The sequence below is a fragment of the Bradyrhizobium sp. SZCCHNS30572 genome, from assembly GCF_032484415.1.
Classification (GTDB): domain Bacteria; phylum Pseudomonadota; class Alphaproteobacteria; order Rhizobiales; family Xanthobacteraceae; genus Bradyrhizobium.
This window is the reverse complement of sequence record NZ_JAUESY010000009.1, coordinates 52,439-69,098: the sequence shown is the minus strand read 5'-3', so window position 1 is coordinate 69,098 and position 16,660 is coordinate 52,439. Positions and strand designations below refer to the sequence as shown.

Here is a 16,660-nt window from a genome sequence, read left to right as displayed (position 1 = left end):
AAGTGTGACAAGTTTTCCGCGCAATGTCTGGTCCGCTCGCGCCGGGTGCTTACAACAGGTCCCAGGTTGTCCTTAACCAAGGGATCACGGACATGAACTTTCAACCGCGTGGACTGAACGACCAGGCTCTCCAGGGCCCCTCGTCCTACCAGGCCGAGGTCGAGGCGGCGCGTGCGCTGCTCGAGACCAACCCGACCTGGAACGGCGTCACCGCCGAAGCCGTGGCGCGCATGCGCCTGCAGAACCGCTTCAGGACCGGCCTCGACGTCGCCCGCTACACCGCGGCCGTGATGCGCGCCGACATGGCCGCCTATGACAATGATAGCACCAAGTACACCCAGTCGCTGGGCTGCTGGCATGGCTTCATCGCGCAGCAGAAGCTGATCTCGATCAAGAAGCATTTCGGCAAGACCGACCGCCGCTACCTCTATCTCTCGGGCTGGATGATCGCGGCGCTGCGCTCCGAGTTCGGCCCGCTGCCGGACCAGTCGATGCACGAGAAGACCTCGGTGCCCGCGCTGATCGAGGAGCTCTACACCTTCCTGCGCCAGGCCGACTCGCGCGAGCTCAATGACCTGTTCCGCAGCCTCGACGCGGCCCGCAAGGCCGGCGACAAGGCGAAGGAGACCGAGATCATCGCCAAGATCGACGGCTTCCAGACCCACGTCGTCCCTGTGATCGCCGACATCGATGCCGGCTTCGGCAATGCCGAGGCGACCTATCTGCTCGCCAAGAAGATGATCGAGGCGGGCGCCTGCGCGCTGCAGATCGAGAACCAGGTCTCCGACGAGAAGCAGTGCGGCCATCAGGACGGCAAGGTCACCGTGCCGCATGACGTCTTCCTGGCCAAGATCCGCGCCTGCCGCCACGCCTTCCTGGAGCTCGGCGTCGAGGACGGCATCATCGTCACCCGCACCGACTCGCTCGGCGCCGGCCTGACGCAGCAGATCGCCTTCTCGAGCCAGCCCGGCGATCTCGGCGACCAGTACAACAGCTTCCTCGACTGCGAGGAGGTCACGCCCGAGAACGCCCGCAACGGCGACGTCATCATCAACCGCGACGGCAAGATGATGCGTCCGAAGCGGCTGCCCTCCAACCTCTACCAGTTCCGTCCCGGCACCGGTGAGGACCGTTGCGTGCTCGACTGCATCACCTCGCTGCAGAACGGCGCCGACCTGTTGTGGATCGAGACCGAGAAGCCGCATATCGAGCAGATCGCCAAGATGGTCGACCGCATCCGCAAGGTGATCCCGAACGCCAAGCTGGCCTACAACAACTCGCCGTCGTTCAACTGGACCCTCAACTTCCGTTGGCAGGTCTATGACGCGATGAAGGAGGCGGGCCAGGACGTCAGCAAGTACAACCGCGCCGAGCTGATGAAGGCGGAGTACGACGACACCCCGCTGGCGAAGGAAGCCGACGAGCGCATCCGCACCTTCCAGGCGGATTCGGCCAAGCGCGCCGGCATCTTCCACCACCTGATCACGCTGCCGACCTACCACACGGCCGCGCTCTCGACCGACAACCTCGCCCGCGAGTACTTCGGCGAGCAGGGCATGCTGGGCTACGTCAAGAACGTCCAGCGCGCCGAGATCCGCCAGGGCATCGCCTGCGTCAAGCACCAGAACATGGCCGGCTCCGACATCGGCGATGACCACAAGGAGTACTTTGCTGGCGAGAAGGCCCTGAAGGCCGGCGGCGCGCACAACACGATGAACCAGTTCGGCTGATCTCTGCCGGGTGAACTGCTGAACTGATGAGACCCGTCTGGAGCCAATGGCTTCAGGCGGGTTTCGCTTTTTGATGGTACGCCTAACGGCGGAGTGCGGTCGCGTACGCGGCTTAAGGTTTGTGGCGCACTCCCTCCACACCGTCATGGCCGGGCTTGTGCCGGCCATCCACGTCGATCGGCGCCCTTGGAACGCCATGGATGCCCGGGCCTTCGCCGCGCCGAAGCGGCTTCGGCCGCGCAGGCGGGACAAGCCCGGGCATGACGAGTAACAAATTGACCAACTTCGTGTGGCTGAGGATTGTCTCGTCATCCGCGACCGCTTCGCCCCAGCGCGACCACCTCAGCGCTCGCTCAGCGCCAGCCGCGCGCCGAGCAGTGCGAAGCCGCCGGCGAACGCCCGGCGCAGCCACGCCATCACCCGGGGGCGGCTGACGACGCGATCGCGCACCGCCGAGGCGAACAGCCCGTAGACCACGAACACTGCAAACGTCATCGCCATGAACGTGCCCGACAGCTCGAGCATGGCGGCGAGCGGATGCACTTCGTCGGCGGCGATGAACTGCGGCAGGAAGGCGAGGAAGAAGATCGACAGCTTGGGATTGAGGATGTTGATCAGAAAGCCGGTCAGTACCACGCGCCCAGCCGAGCGCACCTCATCCTTGGCGTCTTTGGCTTCCACGGAGAGCGCGCCGCGTTCGCCGAGCGTCTGCCAGGCCATGTAGAGAAGATAGGCAACGCCACACCATTTCAGCGCGGCGAAGGCCAGCGCGCTGGTGTGCAGCACGGCGGCAAGCCCGATGATCGCAGCGAGCATCGCCGGGATGATGCCGAGCGTGCAGCCGAACGCCGCGGCCACGCTCATCCGCGACCCCTTCGTCAGCGCCACCGCGAGCGTGTAGAGCACGCCGGTGCCGGGCGAGGCCACCACGATCAGCGAGGTCAAGAGGAAGGCGGTGGACATCGGGGAAGCTCCTTGGGCGAGACGAGGCGCATCAGCCCGCAAGGCGCGGCAGCAGCCTCAGCGCGTCGCCGCGCTCGATCTCGGCGGGCTGCTGATCGCTGAACACGGGTGATGGCCACGATGTCAGGGAGCCCTCGCCATTTCAACCGGCTCGGACGCCCGATGCGGCCGCTGCATCGCCTCGAGGCGAGGGCCGGCGGCGTCGGCCTCGCCGCAGCCGGCGAGCATGACCCCGCCGATCGTGAGCCGTGGGCTCGTGCCGCAATGCGAAGGCCAGGCGATGATGGCGGCGATGTTGCCGAGGAGGAGAACGGCGAGCAGGACGAGCATGGCCCGCCGTCCTGTTTGCGTGGGTGACGACATCGGGACTTCCTCACGATACGGTTGACGCGATCGCGGCTGCACCGCGACGATCGCCATCGGTTCGATCGGGTGCGGCCACACATGCGAACACACGCCGCGGACGCGGCGCTTTTGCGCAGGTCGGATGTCGCCATGTAAGATCTTGTTGCTGTTCGTGCGCGCACTCCCGGCAGCCGGTGATTGCAAGCCGCGCGTGTCCGCACCGCAGGGACGCAACGGGCGACGTCGCTCAGTCCCGCCGCATGACGACCTATCGGCCTGATCATCTGAACCTCATCACGTTGCAGGGGGGGGCGGGGCAGGGGACGTGTTCGACCGTCATCGCGACGCCTTGCGCGCCCGAGCTGTGCCGGTCGTCTCGCCCCCATGAAACAGAGGGCGCGGGGAATGCCGGGTGAGGGCCTCACCCATGGCCCGCCTGCAGAAGAAAAAGCAGGCGGCAGTCACCACAGGTTCAGCCGGATCAACCCGGCATTCCCCGCGCGATGGTCTTCACGCTTATACGCGATCTCCCCGGTGTCCGGCTTGATAGCCACCGTCGCCCTCGGGGTCATCATTCCCCGGAGGACTTGGCGCCAGCTTCGGGGCGCCAGGACCACGCGATTTCACGTCCGCACGGAGTCGTTCGTCCGCGCGCCTCAAGCACGCTGCGACCCGCCTGCGGCCACCGCATCCCGCGCCCAACGTCCGTGACGATCGCGATCCGCCCCTCTCGAGGAGCACGGGATGGGGACAGTCAACCATGAAATTCGGAAAAAGTGAAGTCGAATATTTTTGGCGGAGGGACTGGACAGGGGTGATCGCCTTGAAGGACCTGATGAAATGAGTTTTTCCGCGCATCCTCACGGCAACGCTGCTGGAAAGCGCAGGGCCGTCGCGCCATGATCCGGTGTCTGTCCCAAGAAGCTGCCCCATGAAGGCCCAACGACCACTGCAACTCATGCGAGCATTGCGTGCCGGGACGACAGCGCATGTGGCCGGCCCGCAACGAAGCCGGCTTTTTGTTAGTTGTTTCTATTCCCCCTGAGGTTGCGGCTATTGTTCCCCAGATCGGCCCCTGCTACCGCTAGTCAACAACAGTAGGGGTGCTGTGGGGGCTCAAATGGACTATTTGCGTTGGATGGCCACCTGGCTGGCCATCGTCGGAGGGGCGTGTCTTGGCGGGTGTGCTGCGCCGCTTGCGGTCAACAATGTGACCGACATCAGGTCCAGCACGGGCAGCCGAGGAATTGACGTCTACGAGCCGAAGCGCCGAACCGACGCAAGCGTGCCCGAGTTCGCGGGTGACCAGCTTGTGGAAGTGCGGACTTTTCACAATCCCGGCGGAGGAGGCGAGGTCGAGATGGCCGGGGCCTCATGCTCGCTGGAAGCCTCCGGTTTCAGCGCAACCATGACGAGCCCCGCGAAGGTGCGCGTGCCGCTCTATCGCGGACAGTCGAGCACGCTTGCCGTGACCTGCCAGAAGCCCGGCTATCAGAAGCGGATGATCACGGTCGCGCCGTTCGATGCGACGCGCCAGGCTCGTCTGGCCAGCGGCGTCAATGGCGGGATCCTTGGTGCGGTCATCGTGGCAGGCATCGATGCCGCCGCCGACAACACGAAGAACGACTGGCGTTATCCCGTGGCGAAGGTCGTGCTGGAGGCCGATGCCCCCGGCGGGTAAGGGACGGATCTTTCGTCATTGGCGGTTACGGTTGCGGTGACAGTGCATGAAACTGCCGCGCCAAGTAGCGAGGTCAATTTAGCGCACGGGATTTCTCGCTCAAGGCCGCCCGACCGGAGGCAGTCCCCGGGCCTGCCGCAAGCACTCGGTCTCGGACTGTCCGCGCCACCGGCAGTCGTCATACTTGATACTTGGTCGACAGGAGCGCGACCATCAGGACAGCGATCAGCACCATGCACGCCAATGCCTGACGATTGTCTGCCTTCATGGATGGCTCACGCCAGTCTAACCTGTCCCGGCGCGTCACGCTGGAAAACGTTGCGCCGTCGCGCCATGATCCGGCCGTGGCCGCATTTCATGCTGGCCGGCCGCTGCAACCTCGGCAGGCGCCACGCGTGGCGACGGCGCGTCGCCGGACACTGAACCCTGGAGTGGACGACCATGAGAGCCCTCGCGCTGATCCCCCTGATCGCATGCCTCGCCGGCTGCGGGATGGTCGACGCCGTTCAAAACGGACTTGCCTACAGCCGGGCTGTCGAAGCCGACCTCCTCGCCGAAACCGGCGTGCGTCCCGCAGTCGGCTTCAACTGGAACAACGGCACGCTGACGTCGGTCATGGTGACCTTCCCCAAGCTCTACACCGCCAAGCCGCTGCCGGAGCTGTCGGAGAAGGTCCGGGCCGCGGTGATCAAGGAATTCAAGCAGAGCCCGAAGCAGCTGGTGCTTGGGTTTGCAGTGAGCGGGTGAGGGGCTAAGGCAGTGCGGCCGCGTTACCTGACGTCGATGGAAGTTTAGTGCACTGTCACCGTAACCTCGTCCGCAGGATAGCCGAACCATTGCGCCTCGACAGGCTCGGCATCAAGCACCGTGCCGCCCGGTGCGGGCAGAATTACACCACAGATTGATATAACGCAATCACACGACCAGAGGATGGTGTTTGGTTTCCAAGCGTGGAAGTGGGACGTTTCGAATGTGGTGAGGCGGCAATGGGCAGGTGGATATTTGCAATGGCCGTCTAGTTTGTAGCTTGGCGTCTTTGACCTATGGAGCATTCCACAAATGGCTGATCCGGGCTCACTCGCAGTCGTGCTTCATCCAGATGTCGTTGCAGCTGTCGTCGGGGCCGTGTTGGGGGCTGTTGGTGCAGGCGTCTTGGGGATTGTCGGCAGGAGGCTTGATGAGCGCCGAACGAGCGCCGCGCTTCGACGCATGCTTTTTGCCGAGATTTTTTCTTTCGTAGCTGTGATCGAAAGTAGGGGGTTGGCCGATGAAATCGAATTGCTAATCAAAAACCCGACGGAACTCAGCCCGGAGTGGGCAAAGAGCGGTGTGAGCACGGAAAACTATTTCAGAATATTTGAGGCGAATACCGCCAACCTAGGCTCGTTGGACCAGTCTGTGGTCGGTCCCATTGCGGCATGCTATGGCCTCATGAAGGGGTCCCGCGACGCAACTCGTTCGCTGACGGCGGGCTGGGATACCCTGCGGGACGACCAGAAACGCAGGGACTTGCGCGCCGTGGCACGGCTAGTCGCTCGTAGTCTGCGTCAAGCGGATGTTGCATTTGAGCGACTTAAGGACGAAGATCAACGGCTCGTACGTGGAATGGAAGATGTTCTGCCGCAGCGGTCCATTAAGGAATTGATCGTGCGCTGGAATGTCATTGCGGTCCTCGATGTCGGAAGCCGCACATGATCCGGCCGGGCGGTCGCCGCTGATCGCCGTCGAATGGTTGCACCGGAAATCCGTGCAGCCGCTCACTGCCACCAAAGAGCGAAGCCGGACTTCCACCAACTCCAGAGCAGGTAGGCCGGCAGCAACCAAAACAGCACGCGGTTGATTTCATCGAGCGTGCTCGTGAGCCTGCGAACTTCCCTCAACAGCGTGCGGCTATTGGCGAGGGCTTCCGCCGCGTCCTTGCGGGCATGTGCTAAAAGGATATCGGGTCGTGTCCCAGGGCGTGGTGTAACTCGGTAGAGCAAAGCCGTCCGCCCGCGCGCATTCCAATTGCGCCGTAGCGTGTGGACGGCCTTGCGGTGGTTACCGGCGATTGCCCGGTAGGGCCGTCGGGTTGCCGACACCGACCTGATTCGAGGAACCACCGATGACCGACGAGATGATGAACCTTTGCGTGCTCGTGGAGAAGGCCCCAGACGCCGATCTTCTGCGCGACATGATCGGCTTTGGATTACGGTGACAGTGCGCTAATTAGCTGGGTGAAGGCGACGGCTAATATTCTGCACTGTCACCGTAATTCGAATGGCAGCCAATGGAATCGCGACGACTGTTCTTGCCCAATTCATCGAAGCGCCCCGGCAATAAATCAAGGACTGCAACGTTCGATTGTGCCTTGGATTGGCCGAACAAGCCAGTCGGCATGTGGACAACCTTACGCCGTCGTCATCCCAAAAAACCGCTTCACCGTGGCGGTGCGCAAAAATGGAGCTATGTGGCGCCGCTTCCGGCGCACAGCCCCCGGCGCCGGTGGCGGCTTGATGATCAGGCCTTGTCCTGTGGGAAGCGCGAGAATGGCGACGCCATGCTGAGAGGCCCAAGCGTCGAACGCACGCTTCTGGGCCTCGTAGCGAACGAAACCATAATCGTCGAGCAGAACCGGGGCGCCCGGCTGGAGCTTGCTCCAGAAGTGGTCGATGGCCGCGAGCTCGGGCGTGACGTTGTTCATGTCGATCGACAGATATGCGACGGCATTGATGTCGACGGTCGACAGGCTCGATGGGACACTGCCACGGATGATTTCGACGTTGTTGTATTCGGAGAAGTTGCGAACGGTATCCTCATAGATGTCGGTCTTGTACATCTCTCTGAAGTAGCCGAGGTTGCCGCTTGCGACCTCTTCATCGGTGACGAGGCGCTCGTCGACACCGGTAAACGTATCAAACAGGAAAAATCGACGTTGGAGGGTGTTCCAGTCGAGATAGTGCATGATTGAAGAGCTGAGCATGCCGCGACAGACGCCGCATTCGACGAAATCGCCGCCAAGGCTGACGCCGATGCTGGCGCACCACAGTGCAACATGCGTCCGCCAGAAATAGCGAGGCTCATAGCCCTCGGCGGCGGCGCCACGTTCGTAGGCGGCGACGAAGCGGGGATCCCGCATGAAGTCATGGTTGTGCACGATCGCGGGATCGGTCCGCAGTCCCGCGTAGTCGTATACGGGCGTGTAGAGCCGGGGGCCGGCAACGTCCGGAGTCGAGGGCTCGCTCGTGTTGGTGCCGTCGTTCGCTCCGGCCAGCTGCAGCTTGAGCTTGATGAGCTCGGTCGACATCTCACGAAGCGCCAAACTCTCGCGCTGCAGGTTCTGGAGATAGCTGGCCGATACCGTCTCCGTCGGTTCGCTGGCTTGCGAATCCGTTGGGACCTGATCCTCACCTTCGTTGCCCGATCGCGCGGGATCGAGTTCGACGACGTCGTTCGGTCCTGCCTCGTTGTCCTGCTCGCTTGCATGTCCATTGCGGGCCGACGAGACCAGCTGATGGAGCGTCGATTGGCGAATGAGTTGGAAGCCGACGCCGTTGAGCAGCCGGTTGATCACGGCGCCATAGCTTGCAGACATGCTGGCTCCACTGGCGCGAACGCCTTGCCAAAAAGGCCTTACTGGAATTCGATGAAAATGACTTGCGATGCCTTTGGTTGTCGACCTTAGCACCCTGCTTGCGCAGACTGCAATTTCGGCAGACGCGGAGGTGCGGACATGATCGAGCTGACGCGCGAGAGCGGACGCGCGGTGATCGGGCAGCTTCTTCGTGACATCGCCTTGGTGGAAGAGATCATGGAGACGTCTCGCCAGGTTCGCACGAGCATCGTAGCCAAGGAAATGACTGAGGATCCAAAGCCGCGTGAGGATCGAGGGCGTTCGACTCATCGAATATGAAATCGAGTTTGCGATCGAGACCCATCTCCAGCCCGCCGCTTACGGGCGATCGAGGCCACGCATCGTCTTACCGATGTTCCGACGTGGCCAAGGGAGGCGTCTGCCAGGCTGACTATTCGATCGTTCGGGATCTTGGTGAGCGCGCCGGGACTCGAACCCGGGACCCCATGATTAAAAGTCACGTGCTCTACCGGCTGAGCTACGCGCTCGCTTCCAAGAAGCGGTGCGACGGCAGGGCCGTCACGGTCCGGATCGTCGGCAGGTCCCCATCGGAACGCTTTAGGCGTGGCCGTGGTTCACTGCGGCATGAGATCGGGGCGGCAAAAAAACCCGACCTTGGTCCGCATGCTGTCGTGGGCGCTGTGTAGGGGGTGGGTCCGTTCCGGTCAATAGGGCGGGCGGGGGAAACCACGGGAGATCGACGATCGTTTCGGGCGCGGCGATGACGGTGCCGTAGCCCGCCATGAGCCGCCATCATGAGCCGCCGTCGGCGCTCGACAGAGCGACGGCGGAGGCGACATGCGGGGTCTCATGGGCCGTCGCGATGACCCCGGACGTCGCTGCCGCCTGCGCCCTTCGGGCCCTTGCGTCCGCTCATTCGGGCTACGCGGCGCAGGCTTCCGCAGGCCTCGCTCGGCGCTACACCTTGTCCGCCGCCTTCGTTGCCGCCGCGCTCAACGGCGCCGGTTGCATCCCGGGCCCCGCCAGCTCGGGCACCCAGACCGGGCGCAGGCCGATCAGCTCGGCGGTGCGGACGGTGGCGTGGCGCCAGAACTCGAAGGAGTTGATGCGGGACATCTCCAGCAGCGCGATGGCGACCGCCGAGAGGAACGGCAGGCTCTCCAGGATCAGGACGGCGGCGAAGATGTAGAGCTCGGTGATGGCAAGCGTGTTGGTCACGATCAGGATGGTGGCGCCGATCAGGAGCAGGGCGCCGATCACGGCCTCCCAGAACGCCTGGAACTCGATCGACATCCGCGACAGGCCGCCTTTGGACGTGCGGGCGAACGCCAGGTGCTCGGTGATCAGGCCTTGCGCCACGGCGCGGCTGACCGTCCACTGCACGCTCATCGCCGCGACCATCGCGCCCAGCATCTGCCACGGCTTCACCGCCACCCGCAGCCGGTAGAGGATCAGGAAGTGGGCGAGCGAGACCACGAAGGCGGCGAGGATCGGGATGGTCAGGATCTTGTCGGGAATGGCGATGCCGGCGAAGGCAACGATCGGCGTCCAGATCAGGTTGAGGATCGCGACCACGACGCCGAGGCTCTCGGCACCGAGCCAGTTGAGCCAGCCGAGCGAGAACTCGCGCTTCTGGTCCGAGGTCAGCCGGCTGTGGCCGGGCAGGAAGCGGCGCCAGTGCTTCTTGACGATCTGGAAGCCGCCATAGGCCCAGCGATGGCGCTGCTTCTTGAACGCCTCGTAGGTGTCGGGCAGCAGGCCCTGGCCGTAGCGGGTGTTGGTGTAGTGGGTCTGCCAGCCGAGCTCCTGGATCGCGAGGCCGAGATCGGTGTCCTCGCAGATCGTGTCGCTCGACCAGCCGCCGGCCATGTCCATCGCCGCGCGCCGGATCAGGCACATCGTGCCGTGCACGATGATCGCGTTCTCCTCGTTGCGCTGAACCATGCCGATGTCGAAGAAGCCGGCGTACTCGCCGTTCATGATGTAGTGCATCAGCGACAGATGCTCGTCGCGATGCTCCTGCGGCGCCTGCACCAGGCCCACGGCGGGGTCGGCGAAGGCGGGCACGAGGTCGGAGAGCCAGTCCGGCGTCACGACATAGTCGGCGTCGATGATGCCGATGATCTCGGCGTCAACTGCGGTGCGCTCCATCGCGATGCGCAGCGCGCCGGCCTTGAAGCCCTTGACCTTCTCGGCGTTGATGAACTTGAAGCGCTCGCCGAGCATGCGGCAGTGATCCTGGATCGGCTGCCAGAACGCCGGGTCGGGCGTGTTGTTGATGATGCAGACGACCTCGTAGTTCGGGTAGTCGAGCCGCGCCAGCGCATCGAGCGTCTGCTTCATCATGTCGACCGGCTCGAAATAGGCCGGCACGTGGATCGACACCTTCGGGCAATAGCCCTCCGGCATCGCGGCGCGCTCTTGCGCGACCTTGTCGCGGGTCAAGAGGCGCTGCGGCTCGCGGCCGAAGGCGATCGCGGCGATCTCCTCGATGCGGGCCATCGCGATGAGGATCAGGGGAACCAGGAGGATCAGGCCCAGCGTCAGCGCGAAGGTCGAGCCCCAGACGAAATAGTGCACGTTCCAATAGGCGAAGACGTTGGAGACCCAGGCGCCGACGCCGTGTGCCGTGATGGCGAGCATCGTCGCCTGCAGCACGGTCGGCTGGCGCAGCCGCACGATCGGCAGCGACAAGAGCACGCCGACCAGGAGCGCGATGGTCGCGAGCTGCCAATAGTCGGGATTCACGATCGGGCCGGTCCAGGCGAATTTCGCTTCGCGCTCGGCGTTGAGGACGCCCCAGTACGGGCCGACGCCGCCTTCGAAATATTTCCAGGGCTGATCGATCGCCTCGACGATGTTGTATTCCATGCCGATCGAGGCGGCCTGGGCCAGGAAATTCCGCAGCACCTTGGCCTGGCGGAGCGGGCCCGGCACGGCGGGGCCGCGGCCGTCGCCGCTGCGGCTGTAGCCCTGGCTCGGCCAACCGAACTCGGCGATCATGATGCGCTTGCCGGTGAACTGCTTCTTCAGGAGCTGATAGCGATCCACCGCCTGATCGACGGCCTGGTCGTCGGTGAAGAATTCCCAATAGGGCAGGACGTGCGCGGCGATGAAGTCGACATTGGCCGCGAGCTCGGGGTTGTCGCGCCAGGTGTTCCAGACGTCGCCGGTGGTGACGGGCACGTTGACCGACTTCTTCACGCGCTTGATCTTCTCGATCAGCTCATCGACCTTCTGGGTCGCCGTGAGGATGGTCTCGTTGCCGACCACGATGCCGATGACGTTGCTGTTGCGGCGGGCAAGGGTGATGGCCGACTGGATCTCGCGCTCGTTGCGGTCCGGATCCTTGTCGATCCAGGCGCCGAGCATCACCTTCAGCCCAGCCTCCGCCGCCAGCGGCGGCACGATCTCGAGGCCGCCGGTAGACGAGTAGAGCCGGATGGCCCGCGTCATCGTGGCGAGCTTCTTCATGTCGGCGCGGATGCGTTCCGGCGAGGCCACGGTGTTGGCGCCGGGAGCCCCGGTTCCTTCATGCGGATCGTAGGAGACGCTCTGCAGCAGGCCGGTGAAACTGGGGGCCTCCTGTTTGTCCTGCAGCAGTCCCCAGAGGGCGGCGTGCACAGCGGTGACGAGGAGCAGGACGGCGACAACGGCACGCATTGGAGGGGCAACCATTCCTAGGATCAAGTCAGCGGTGAAGCGGAGCGGTCGATCGCCGTTCCATCTCGGGTATGCGATGCTACCGGGATCACGTTCGCGGGTGACGCTCGACGACGAGCGGCGAAGGCGATCATTCTCACGCCGTCACAGCCGAAGGCCGCGACATCATATGTCATCCCAACAGAGCCCAATCCTGCTGAACGGTGCCTGAACCGAGGCGAGGCTCAGGCGCGCGTCGACGACCTCGATCGTATCTCGGCCGTATCCTGCCACGTGATCGGAGCGCTGTCATGCCGCAGCCGCGCATGGCGTCCGGTCGTCGGGATCGTGCGTCCCGCCTGCCTTCAGGCGCCGGTCACTTCGCCGGAGGCTGCGCGGGTGAGGGCGAGGCCTGGGGAGCGGGCTGCTGCGTCGGTGCTGGCGAAGCCTGCGCGGCCGGGGTCGAGGCCGGGCCCGGCGCAGGCGCCGCAGCCACCTGCGGCTTGGCGTCCGGATTGATCCAGCAGCCGTGGACGTGGTTGTTCAGCGAGTTCGGCACCTTCGGATCGATCTGCGGGATGAAGCGCGTCAGGCAGCGGAAGGCGGCCTGAACGTGGCCGCCGGGGCAGCCGAACCGGTCATAGAGATCAAGGTGGCGGAAGGCGGTATCGAGGTCGTCGTTGTACATCAACTGGACGACGCGGCGGCCGAGCCAGACGCATTCGGGATTGCCGGCCGGGCCGCCACTGAGCGCCTGGGACGCTTCGGTGAATTCGTCGGCCTTGCGCTGGTTCTCCTTCGACACGTCGGCCGGATTGGCCGCCTGCGGCTTTTGGTCCTGGGGATGGTCGCTGCCGCTCTGGGCGAGCGCGCCGGGCGCGCCGATGAGGAGCACGAGGCCCAGAGCCGCCGACAGGCGCGAAACCGAAAACTTGGAGTGGAGCACGCGTCGACCCATAAATTCCCCGATTGTTGCCTTCGTGCCGTCCCCTGACGGACGCAGTGTTGATGCCGATCAAATCAGCCCCGATTGCGGCGGGAGATTGATTCCGACTGTCGCAGAGCGTTCCTAACGGGCGCTTGCGCAGGGGCCCAATCTGGGTTGCGACGTTGCGACGGCCGGGGCCAACCGGGATTCCCAATGACCGGAATCTCGGATTTTGTCCAGCAACGTACCAACTTTCTCGCGTCATCGTAAAAGGGCGATGTGGAGCAGGTACGCCGGGAGCGCCGGAGGGCCCGATCGCCTACTTGGCAGATCGCCGCCGACCGGGTAATCGACACCACCCTGCCTGGAGACACGGAACTGAAATCCCTTCCTACGCCGCTGGCGCTTCTGCTCATATCCTTGGGTGTCATCGCCGCCGCGTGGTGGTGGCTGGCCCAGCCGATCATGCTCGCGCGCGCGCCGATCGAGCCAGCTTCGAAGCTGCAGTGCGTGTCCTATGCGCCGTTCCGCGGCCAGCAGAGCCCGCTGGATCCGACCACCCATATCGACCCCGAGCAGATCGAGCAGGACTTGGTGCAGCTCGCCAAGATCTCCGAATGCGTGCGCACCTATTCGATCGAGAACGGTCTCGACCAGGTGCCGGGAATCGCCGCCCGCGTCGGCATCAAGGTGATCCAGGGCATCTGGCTCGGCTCCAACAAGCTGAAGAACCAGCAGCAGATTGGCATCGCGGTCGACCTGATCAAGCGCTACCCGAAGGTGATCACGGCCGTGGTGGTCGGCAACGAGGTGCTGCTGCGCGGCGAGATGACGACCGCCGATCTGGCCGCGACCATCCGCAGCGTCAAGGCGCAGGTCACGATTCCCGTCACCTATGCCGACGTCTGGGAGTTCTGGCTGCGCAACCGCGAGCTCTACGACATCGTCGACTTCGTCACGGTTCATATCCTGCCGTATTGGGAGGACATCCCGGTGCGCGCGAAATTCGCCGCGTCCCATGTCGACGCCATCCGCCAGCAGGTCGGCGTCGCCTTTCCGGGGAAGGAGATCCTGATCGGCGAGACCGGCTGGCCGAGCGAGGGGCGCATGCGCGAGGGCGCGCTGCCGTCGCGGGCCAACCAGGCCCGCGTGGTGTCGGAGATCCTCAGCCTCGCCAAGCGCGAGAACTTCCGCGTCAACCTGATCGAGGCCTATGACCAGCCGTGGAAGCGCAAGCTCGAAGGCACGGTCGGCGGCTATTGGGGCCTGATTAGCGACGATACGCGGGCGCTGAAATATCCGCCGGGCGAACCGGTTAGCAACTATCCGCTGTGGAAGTTGCAGATGGGCGGCGGCATGATCTTGTCCTTCGTGGTGTTCCTGGCCGGCTGGCTGACGGTGCGGCGCCGGCCCTGGCCGCCGCACCTCTCGGCCTGGGTCGGGGTCGGGATCTCCGCGACGACGGCGGGCGTGCTGTTCGGCATGGCCGCGGACAAGATGTTCTATGAGAGTCTCGGTGCCGGCGGCTGGCTGCATTGGGGGGCGCTGCTCGCGGCCGGCGTCCTGGCGCCGATCCTCAGCGCCAATGCGACGATGGCCGGGCGGCCGTTGCCGACCTTCCTCGACCTGCTCGGACCGAATGACGGCCGCAAGCAGTTGAAGATCACCTACCTGCTGGGCCTGGTCCTCGTCGTGACGGTGCTGATTGCGGCCGAGACGGCGCTCGGCTTCGTGTTCGACCCGCGCTACCGCGATTTCCCGTTCGCCAGCCTGACCATGGCGGTGGTGCCGTTCGCGATGCTGCTCGGCAATCGTCCGGCGCAGGGTCCCCGGCCGATCGCCGAGGCCAGCTTCGCCGGCCTACTCGCGATCTCCTCGGTCTACGTGATCTACAACGAGGGCCGCGACAACTGGCAGGCGATGTGGACCTGCGCGATGTATCTGCTGCTGGCGTTCACGCTGTGGCGGGCGCGGGCCGCGCAAAGCCGAGGATGAGCAGGCCGATCGCCAACCCCGACAGCACGATGTTGTAGAGCACGATGCCGAGGCCGGCGGCAATCAGCCCGCCGGTCAGCAGCACGATCGACGGCCGCATCACGTGCAGCACCGCGATCACCAGCGCCGTGGCGCCGAATACCGAATTCTTGAACAGCGTGGTCGCAACCGCCCGGCTCTTGCAGGCCAGCGTCTGCAGGCCGGCGTCGCAGGCGAGCGCGACGCTCGACAGCTCGATCGCCAGATAGCGCAGATAGAGGGCATAGCCGACGGTGACGAAGCCTATGATCAGGAGCCATTGCACCTGATAGGGCGAGAGGCGGAACGGGGTCTTTTTCATGCGCGGGACTATGCTGCGGAAAGGACGTGCGGACAAGCCGCAAAGCCGGTTCGCGGACTGCTTTCACAATCCGTCCCAACCGGCTTTGGCCGCACGTCGATTCGAGCCTCAGGAGCGGCGGAAGAACGACGACAGCGCCGACGGCTGCTCGGGCTTGGGCGCCTCTGCCGGCGGCGGTGCGGGCGCGGCCGCAGCCGGCGGCTCCTCGCGCTTGCCGTGACGCTGCTGCTGGGCCTGCGGCTGATAGGTGCGCCGGCGCTGCACCGGCTTCTGGGCGGCAGCCGCGGGAGCGGCCGGCTTGGCCGCCTCCGGCTCCTCGCGGACCGCGAGGCGCTGGCCGTCATAGACGGTGGTCTCGCAAGCGCGCTGGCTCTCGGCGAGGACCGCGCAGATCTTCGCCGCCGTCGCCGCGTCGCCCAATGGGCCGGCGCCGAGCCGCAGTTGCATACCCGGACCGCTCCGGCCTTCCTTCAGGATGATGATCGGCCTGAGCAAGGCGAGGTCGGCATGGGTCTTCACGAGATCCCGCCACAGCGCCCGCAGGCCGCCGAGCGAGTTGGCTCCGCCGAGATCGACGGCGAATTCGGTCTTCTGGACCGCCGTGACCGCGGCGTCGGTGCTGTCGCTGCCCTTGGCGCCGGCGGCCTCTGCGGGTTCGGCTTTTGCGAGCTTGTCGGTCTCGGCCGGCTTGCCGGCCGGGTCCGAGGCACCACCAGTCGGCTTGGAACCGGTCGCAGCCGGCGATGCGGACGAGGCTGACGGTGTCGGCGACGGGGCGGAAGAGACCGGCGATGACGAAGCCGCCGATAGCCCGGCCGACATCGGCTTGGCCTGCTCCTGCTTCGTCTTGTCGGCGCTCGCGGCAGCCGGTGGGGTACTCGGCTGAGCCGGATTGGTTCCGGCCGCCCCGTTGGGAACCGGCATGAACGGCGACGCGTTCGCGTATGCGGGCAAGGGGCCAGGTGGCGGGGAACCTGACGGGGCCGCCACCGGGGCCTGGGACTCGACGGCAGCGATCTGCGGCGCGGGGGCCGGCTTGCTGCCGGGGGCGGTATTCGCAGTCGCCTGGGCGCTCTGCTTGGCCAGCGCGCCGGTCACCGAGTCCAATCCCTGCTCGAGCACCGTCACGCGCGCGTACAGCCGGTCGCGATCGGTGTTGAGCGTCTCGATGGCCGCGCCGAGCTGGCGCGCCTCGCCCTGGGTCTCACGGGCCAGCGACTGCAGCAGTTGCGCCTGGCGCGACAGATCGGCCGCGGAAACACGGTCCTGCCGCCATCCCTGTGCGGCCTGATTGGTGAAAACGGCCAGGCCGACGGCGCCGACGGCGCCAGCCCCCCACCAGCCGAGCCGCCACAGCGCGCGGCGATCGAACTCGTTCTCGTCGGCAAACAGTCCAGACAGAGTGGTGCCCGTCTTCTCAGCTGCATTTGCGCCGGCGGATTTGCGGGAGTCCTTAGCCATG

The 16,660-nt window shown here is 65.1% G+C and carries 13 protein-coding genes and 1 tRNA gene; 6 read left to right on the top strand and 8 right to left on the bottom strand.

The window, feature by feature from the left end; translation table 11 throughout:
- Window positions 1–92 precede the first annotated feature (92 nt).
- On the top strand, window positions 93–1,730 hold the full coding sequence (locus tag QX048_RS25320) for an isocitrate lyase (protein WP_316200764.1): 1,638 nt from the start codon (window positions 93–95) through the stop codon (window positions 1,728–1,730).
- Window positions 1,731–2,072: 342 nt separating this feature from the next.
- On the opposite strand, the gene QX048_RS25315 is transcribed toward QX048_RS25320, so the two are convergent.
- Together QX048_RS25315 and QX048_RS25310 are read right to left on the bottom strand one after the other, a co-directional pair.
- Complete coding sequence (locus QX048_RS25315; protein ID WP_316200765.1) at window positions 2,073–2,693, bottom strand: LysE family translocator; 621 nt, start codon at window positions 2,691–2,693, stop codon at window positions 2,073–2,075.
- Between the two features lie 123 nt (window positions 2,694–2,816).
- Window positions 2,817–3,113, bottom strand: coding sequence for a hypothetical protein (locus tag QX048_RS25310; RefSeq protein WP_316200766.1), 297 nt, complete (start codon window positions 3,111–3,113; stop codon window positions 2,817–2,819).
- A 1,045-nt stretch (window positions 3,114–4,158) separates the two neighbouring features.
- Between QX048_RS25310 and QX048_RS25305 the strand changes: the two genes are divergently transcribed.
- The 3 genes from QX048_RS25305 to QX048_RS25295 all read left to right on the top strand — a co-directional run bounded on the left by QX048_RS25305 (window position 4,159) and on the right by QX048_RS25295 (window position 6,414).
- Complete coding sequence (locus QX048_RS25305; protein WP_316200767.1) at window positions 4,159–4,719, top strand: hypothetical protein; 561 nt, start codon at window positions 4,159–4,161, stop codon at window positions 4,717–4,719.
- A gap of 441 nt (window positions 4,720–5,160) precedes the next feature.
- Window positions 5,161–5,466, top strand: a complete 306-nt coding sequence (locus QX048_RS25300; protein ID WP_315712035.1) for a hypothetical protein — start codon at window positions 5,161–5,163, stop codon at window positions 5,464–5,466.
- Between the two features lie 312 nt (window positions 5,467–5,778).
- Window positions 5,779–6,414, top strand: a complete 636-nt coding sequence (locus QX048_RS25295; RefSeq protein WP_316200768.1) for a hypothetical protein — start codon at window positions 5,779–5,781, stop codon at window positions 6,412–6,414.
- A gap of 694 nt (window positions 6,415–7,108) precedes the next feature.
- Here the strand turns inward: QX048_RS25295 and QX048_RS25290 are convergent.
- On the bottom strand, window positions 7,109–8,272 hold the full coding sequence (locus tag QX048_RS25290; RefSeq protein WP_316200769.1) for a TylF/MycF/NovP-related O-methyltransferase: 1,164 nt from the start codon (window positions 8,270–8,272) through the stop codon (window positions 7,109–7,111).
- Between the two features lie 159 nt (window positions 8,273–8,431).
- Here QX048_RS25290 and QX048_RS25285 point away from each other — a divergent pair, with 159 nt between their 5' ends.
- Window positions 8,432–8,611 carry a hypothetical protein gene (locus QX048_RS25285; protein ID WP_315826925.1) on the top strand — a complete coding sequence of 60 codons (180 nt, stop codon included), beginning with the start codon at window positions 8,432–8,434 and terminating at the stop codon, window positions 8,609–8,611.
- A gap of 133 nt (window positions 8,612–8,744) precedes the next feature.
- Here QX048_RS25285 and QX048_RS25280 read toward each other — a convergent pair.
- The 3 genes from QX048_RS25280 to QX048_RS25270 form a co-directional block, all read right to left on the bottom strand.
- Window positions 8,745–8,820: transfer RNA gene (locus tag QX048_RS25280), tRNA-Lys, on the bottom strand.
- A gap of 430 nt (window positions 8,821–9,250) precedes the next feature.
- Window positions 9,251–11,956: a glycosyltransferase gene (locus QX048_RS25275; protein ID WP_316200770.1), complete on the bottom strand. Its 2,706-nt coding sequence runs from the start codon at window positions 11,954–11,956 to the stop codon at window positions 9,251–9,253.
- A 355-nt stretch (window positions 11,957–12,311) separates the two neighbouring features.
- On the bottom strand, window positions 12,312–12,893 hold the full coding sequence (locus QX048_RS25270; RefSeq protein ID WP_315712028.1) for a beta-1-3, beta-1-6-glucan biosynthesis protein: 582 nt from the start codon (window positions 12,891–12,893) through the stop codon (window positions 12,312–12,314).
- Between the two features lie 435 nt (window positions 12,894–13,328).
- Here QX048_RS25270 and QX048_RS25265 point away from each other — a divergent pair, with 435 nt between their 5' ends.
- Window positions 13,329–14,858, top strand: a complete 1,530-nt coding sequence (locus QX048_RS25265) for a beta-(1-6) glucans synthase (protein ID WP_316200775.1) — start codon at window positions 13,329–13,331, stop codon at window positions 14,856–14,858.
- Here the strand turns inward: QX048_RS25265 and QX048_RS25260 are convergent.
- On the bottom strand, window positions 14,818–15,198 hold the full coding sequence (locus tag QX048_RS25260) for a hypothetical protein (RefSeq protein WP_284416120.1): 381 nt from the start codon (window positions 15,196–15,198) through the stop codon (window positions 14,818–14,820). The two genes, QX048_RS25265 and QX048_RS25260, sit on opposite strands and share 41 nt — an antisense overlap.
- 108 nt (window positions 15,199–15,306) lie before the next feature.
- Window positions 15,307–16,659 (bottom strand): hypothetical protein, encoded by a 1,353-nt coding sequence (locus QX048_RS25255; RefSeq protein ID WP_316200771.1) that lies wholly within the window; start codon window positions 16,657–16,659, stop codon window positions 15,307–15,309.
- Window position 16,660: the final 1 nt, after the last annotated feature.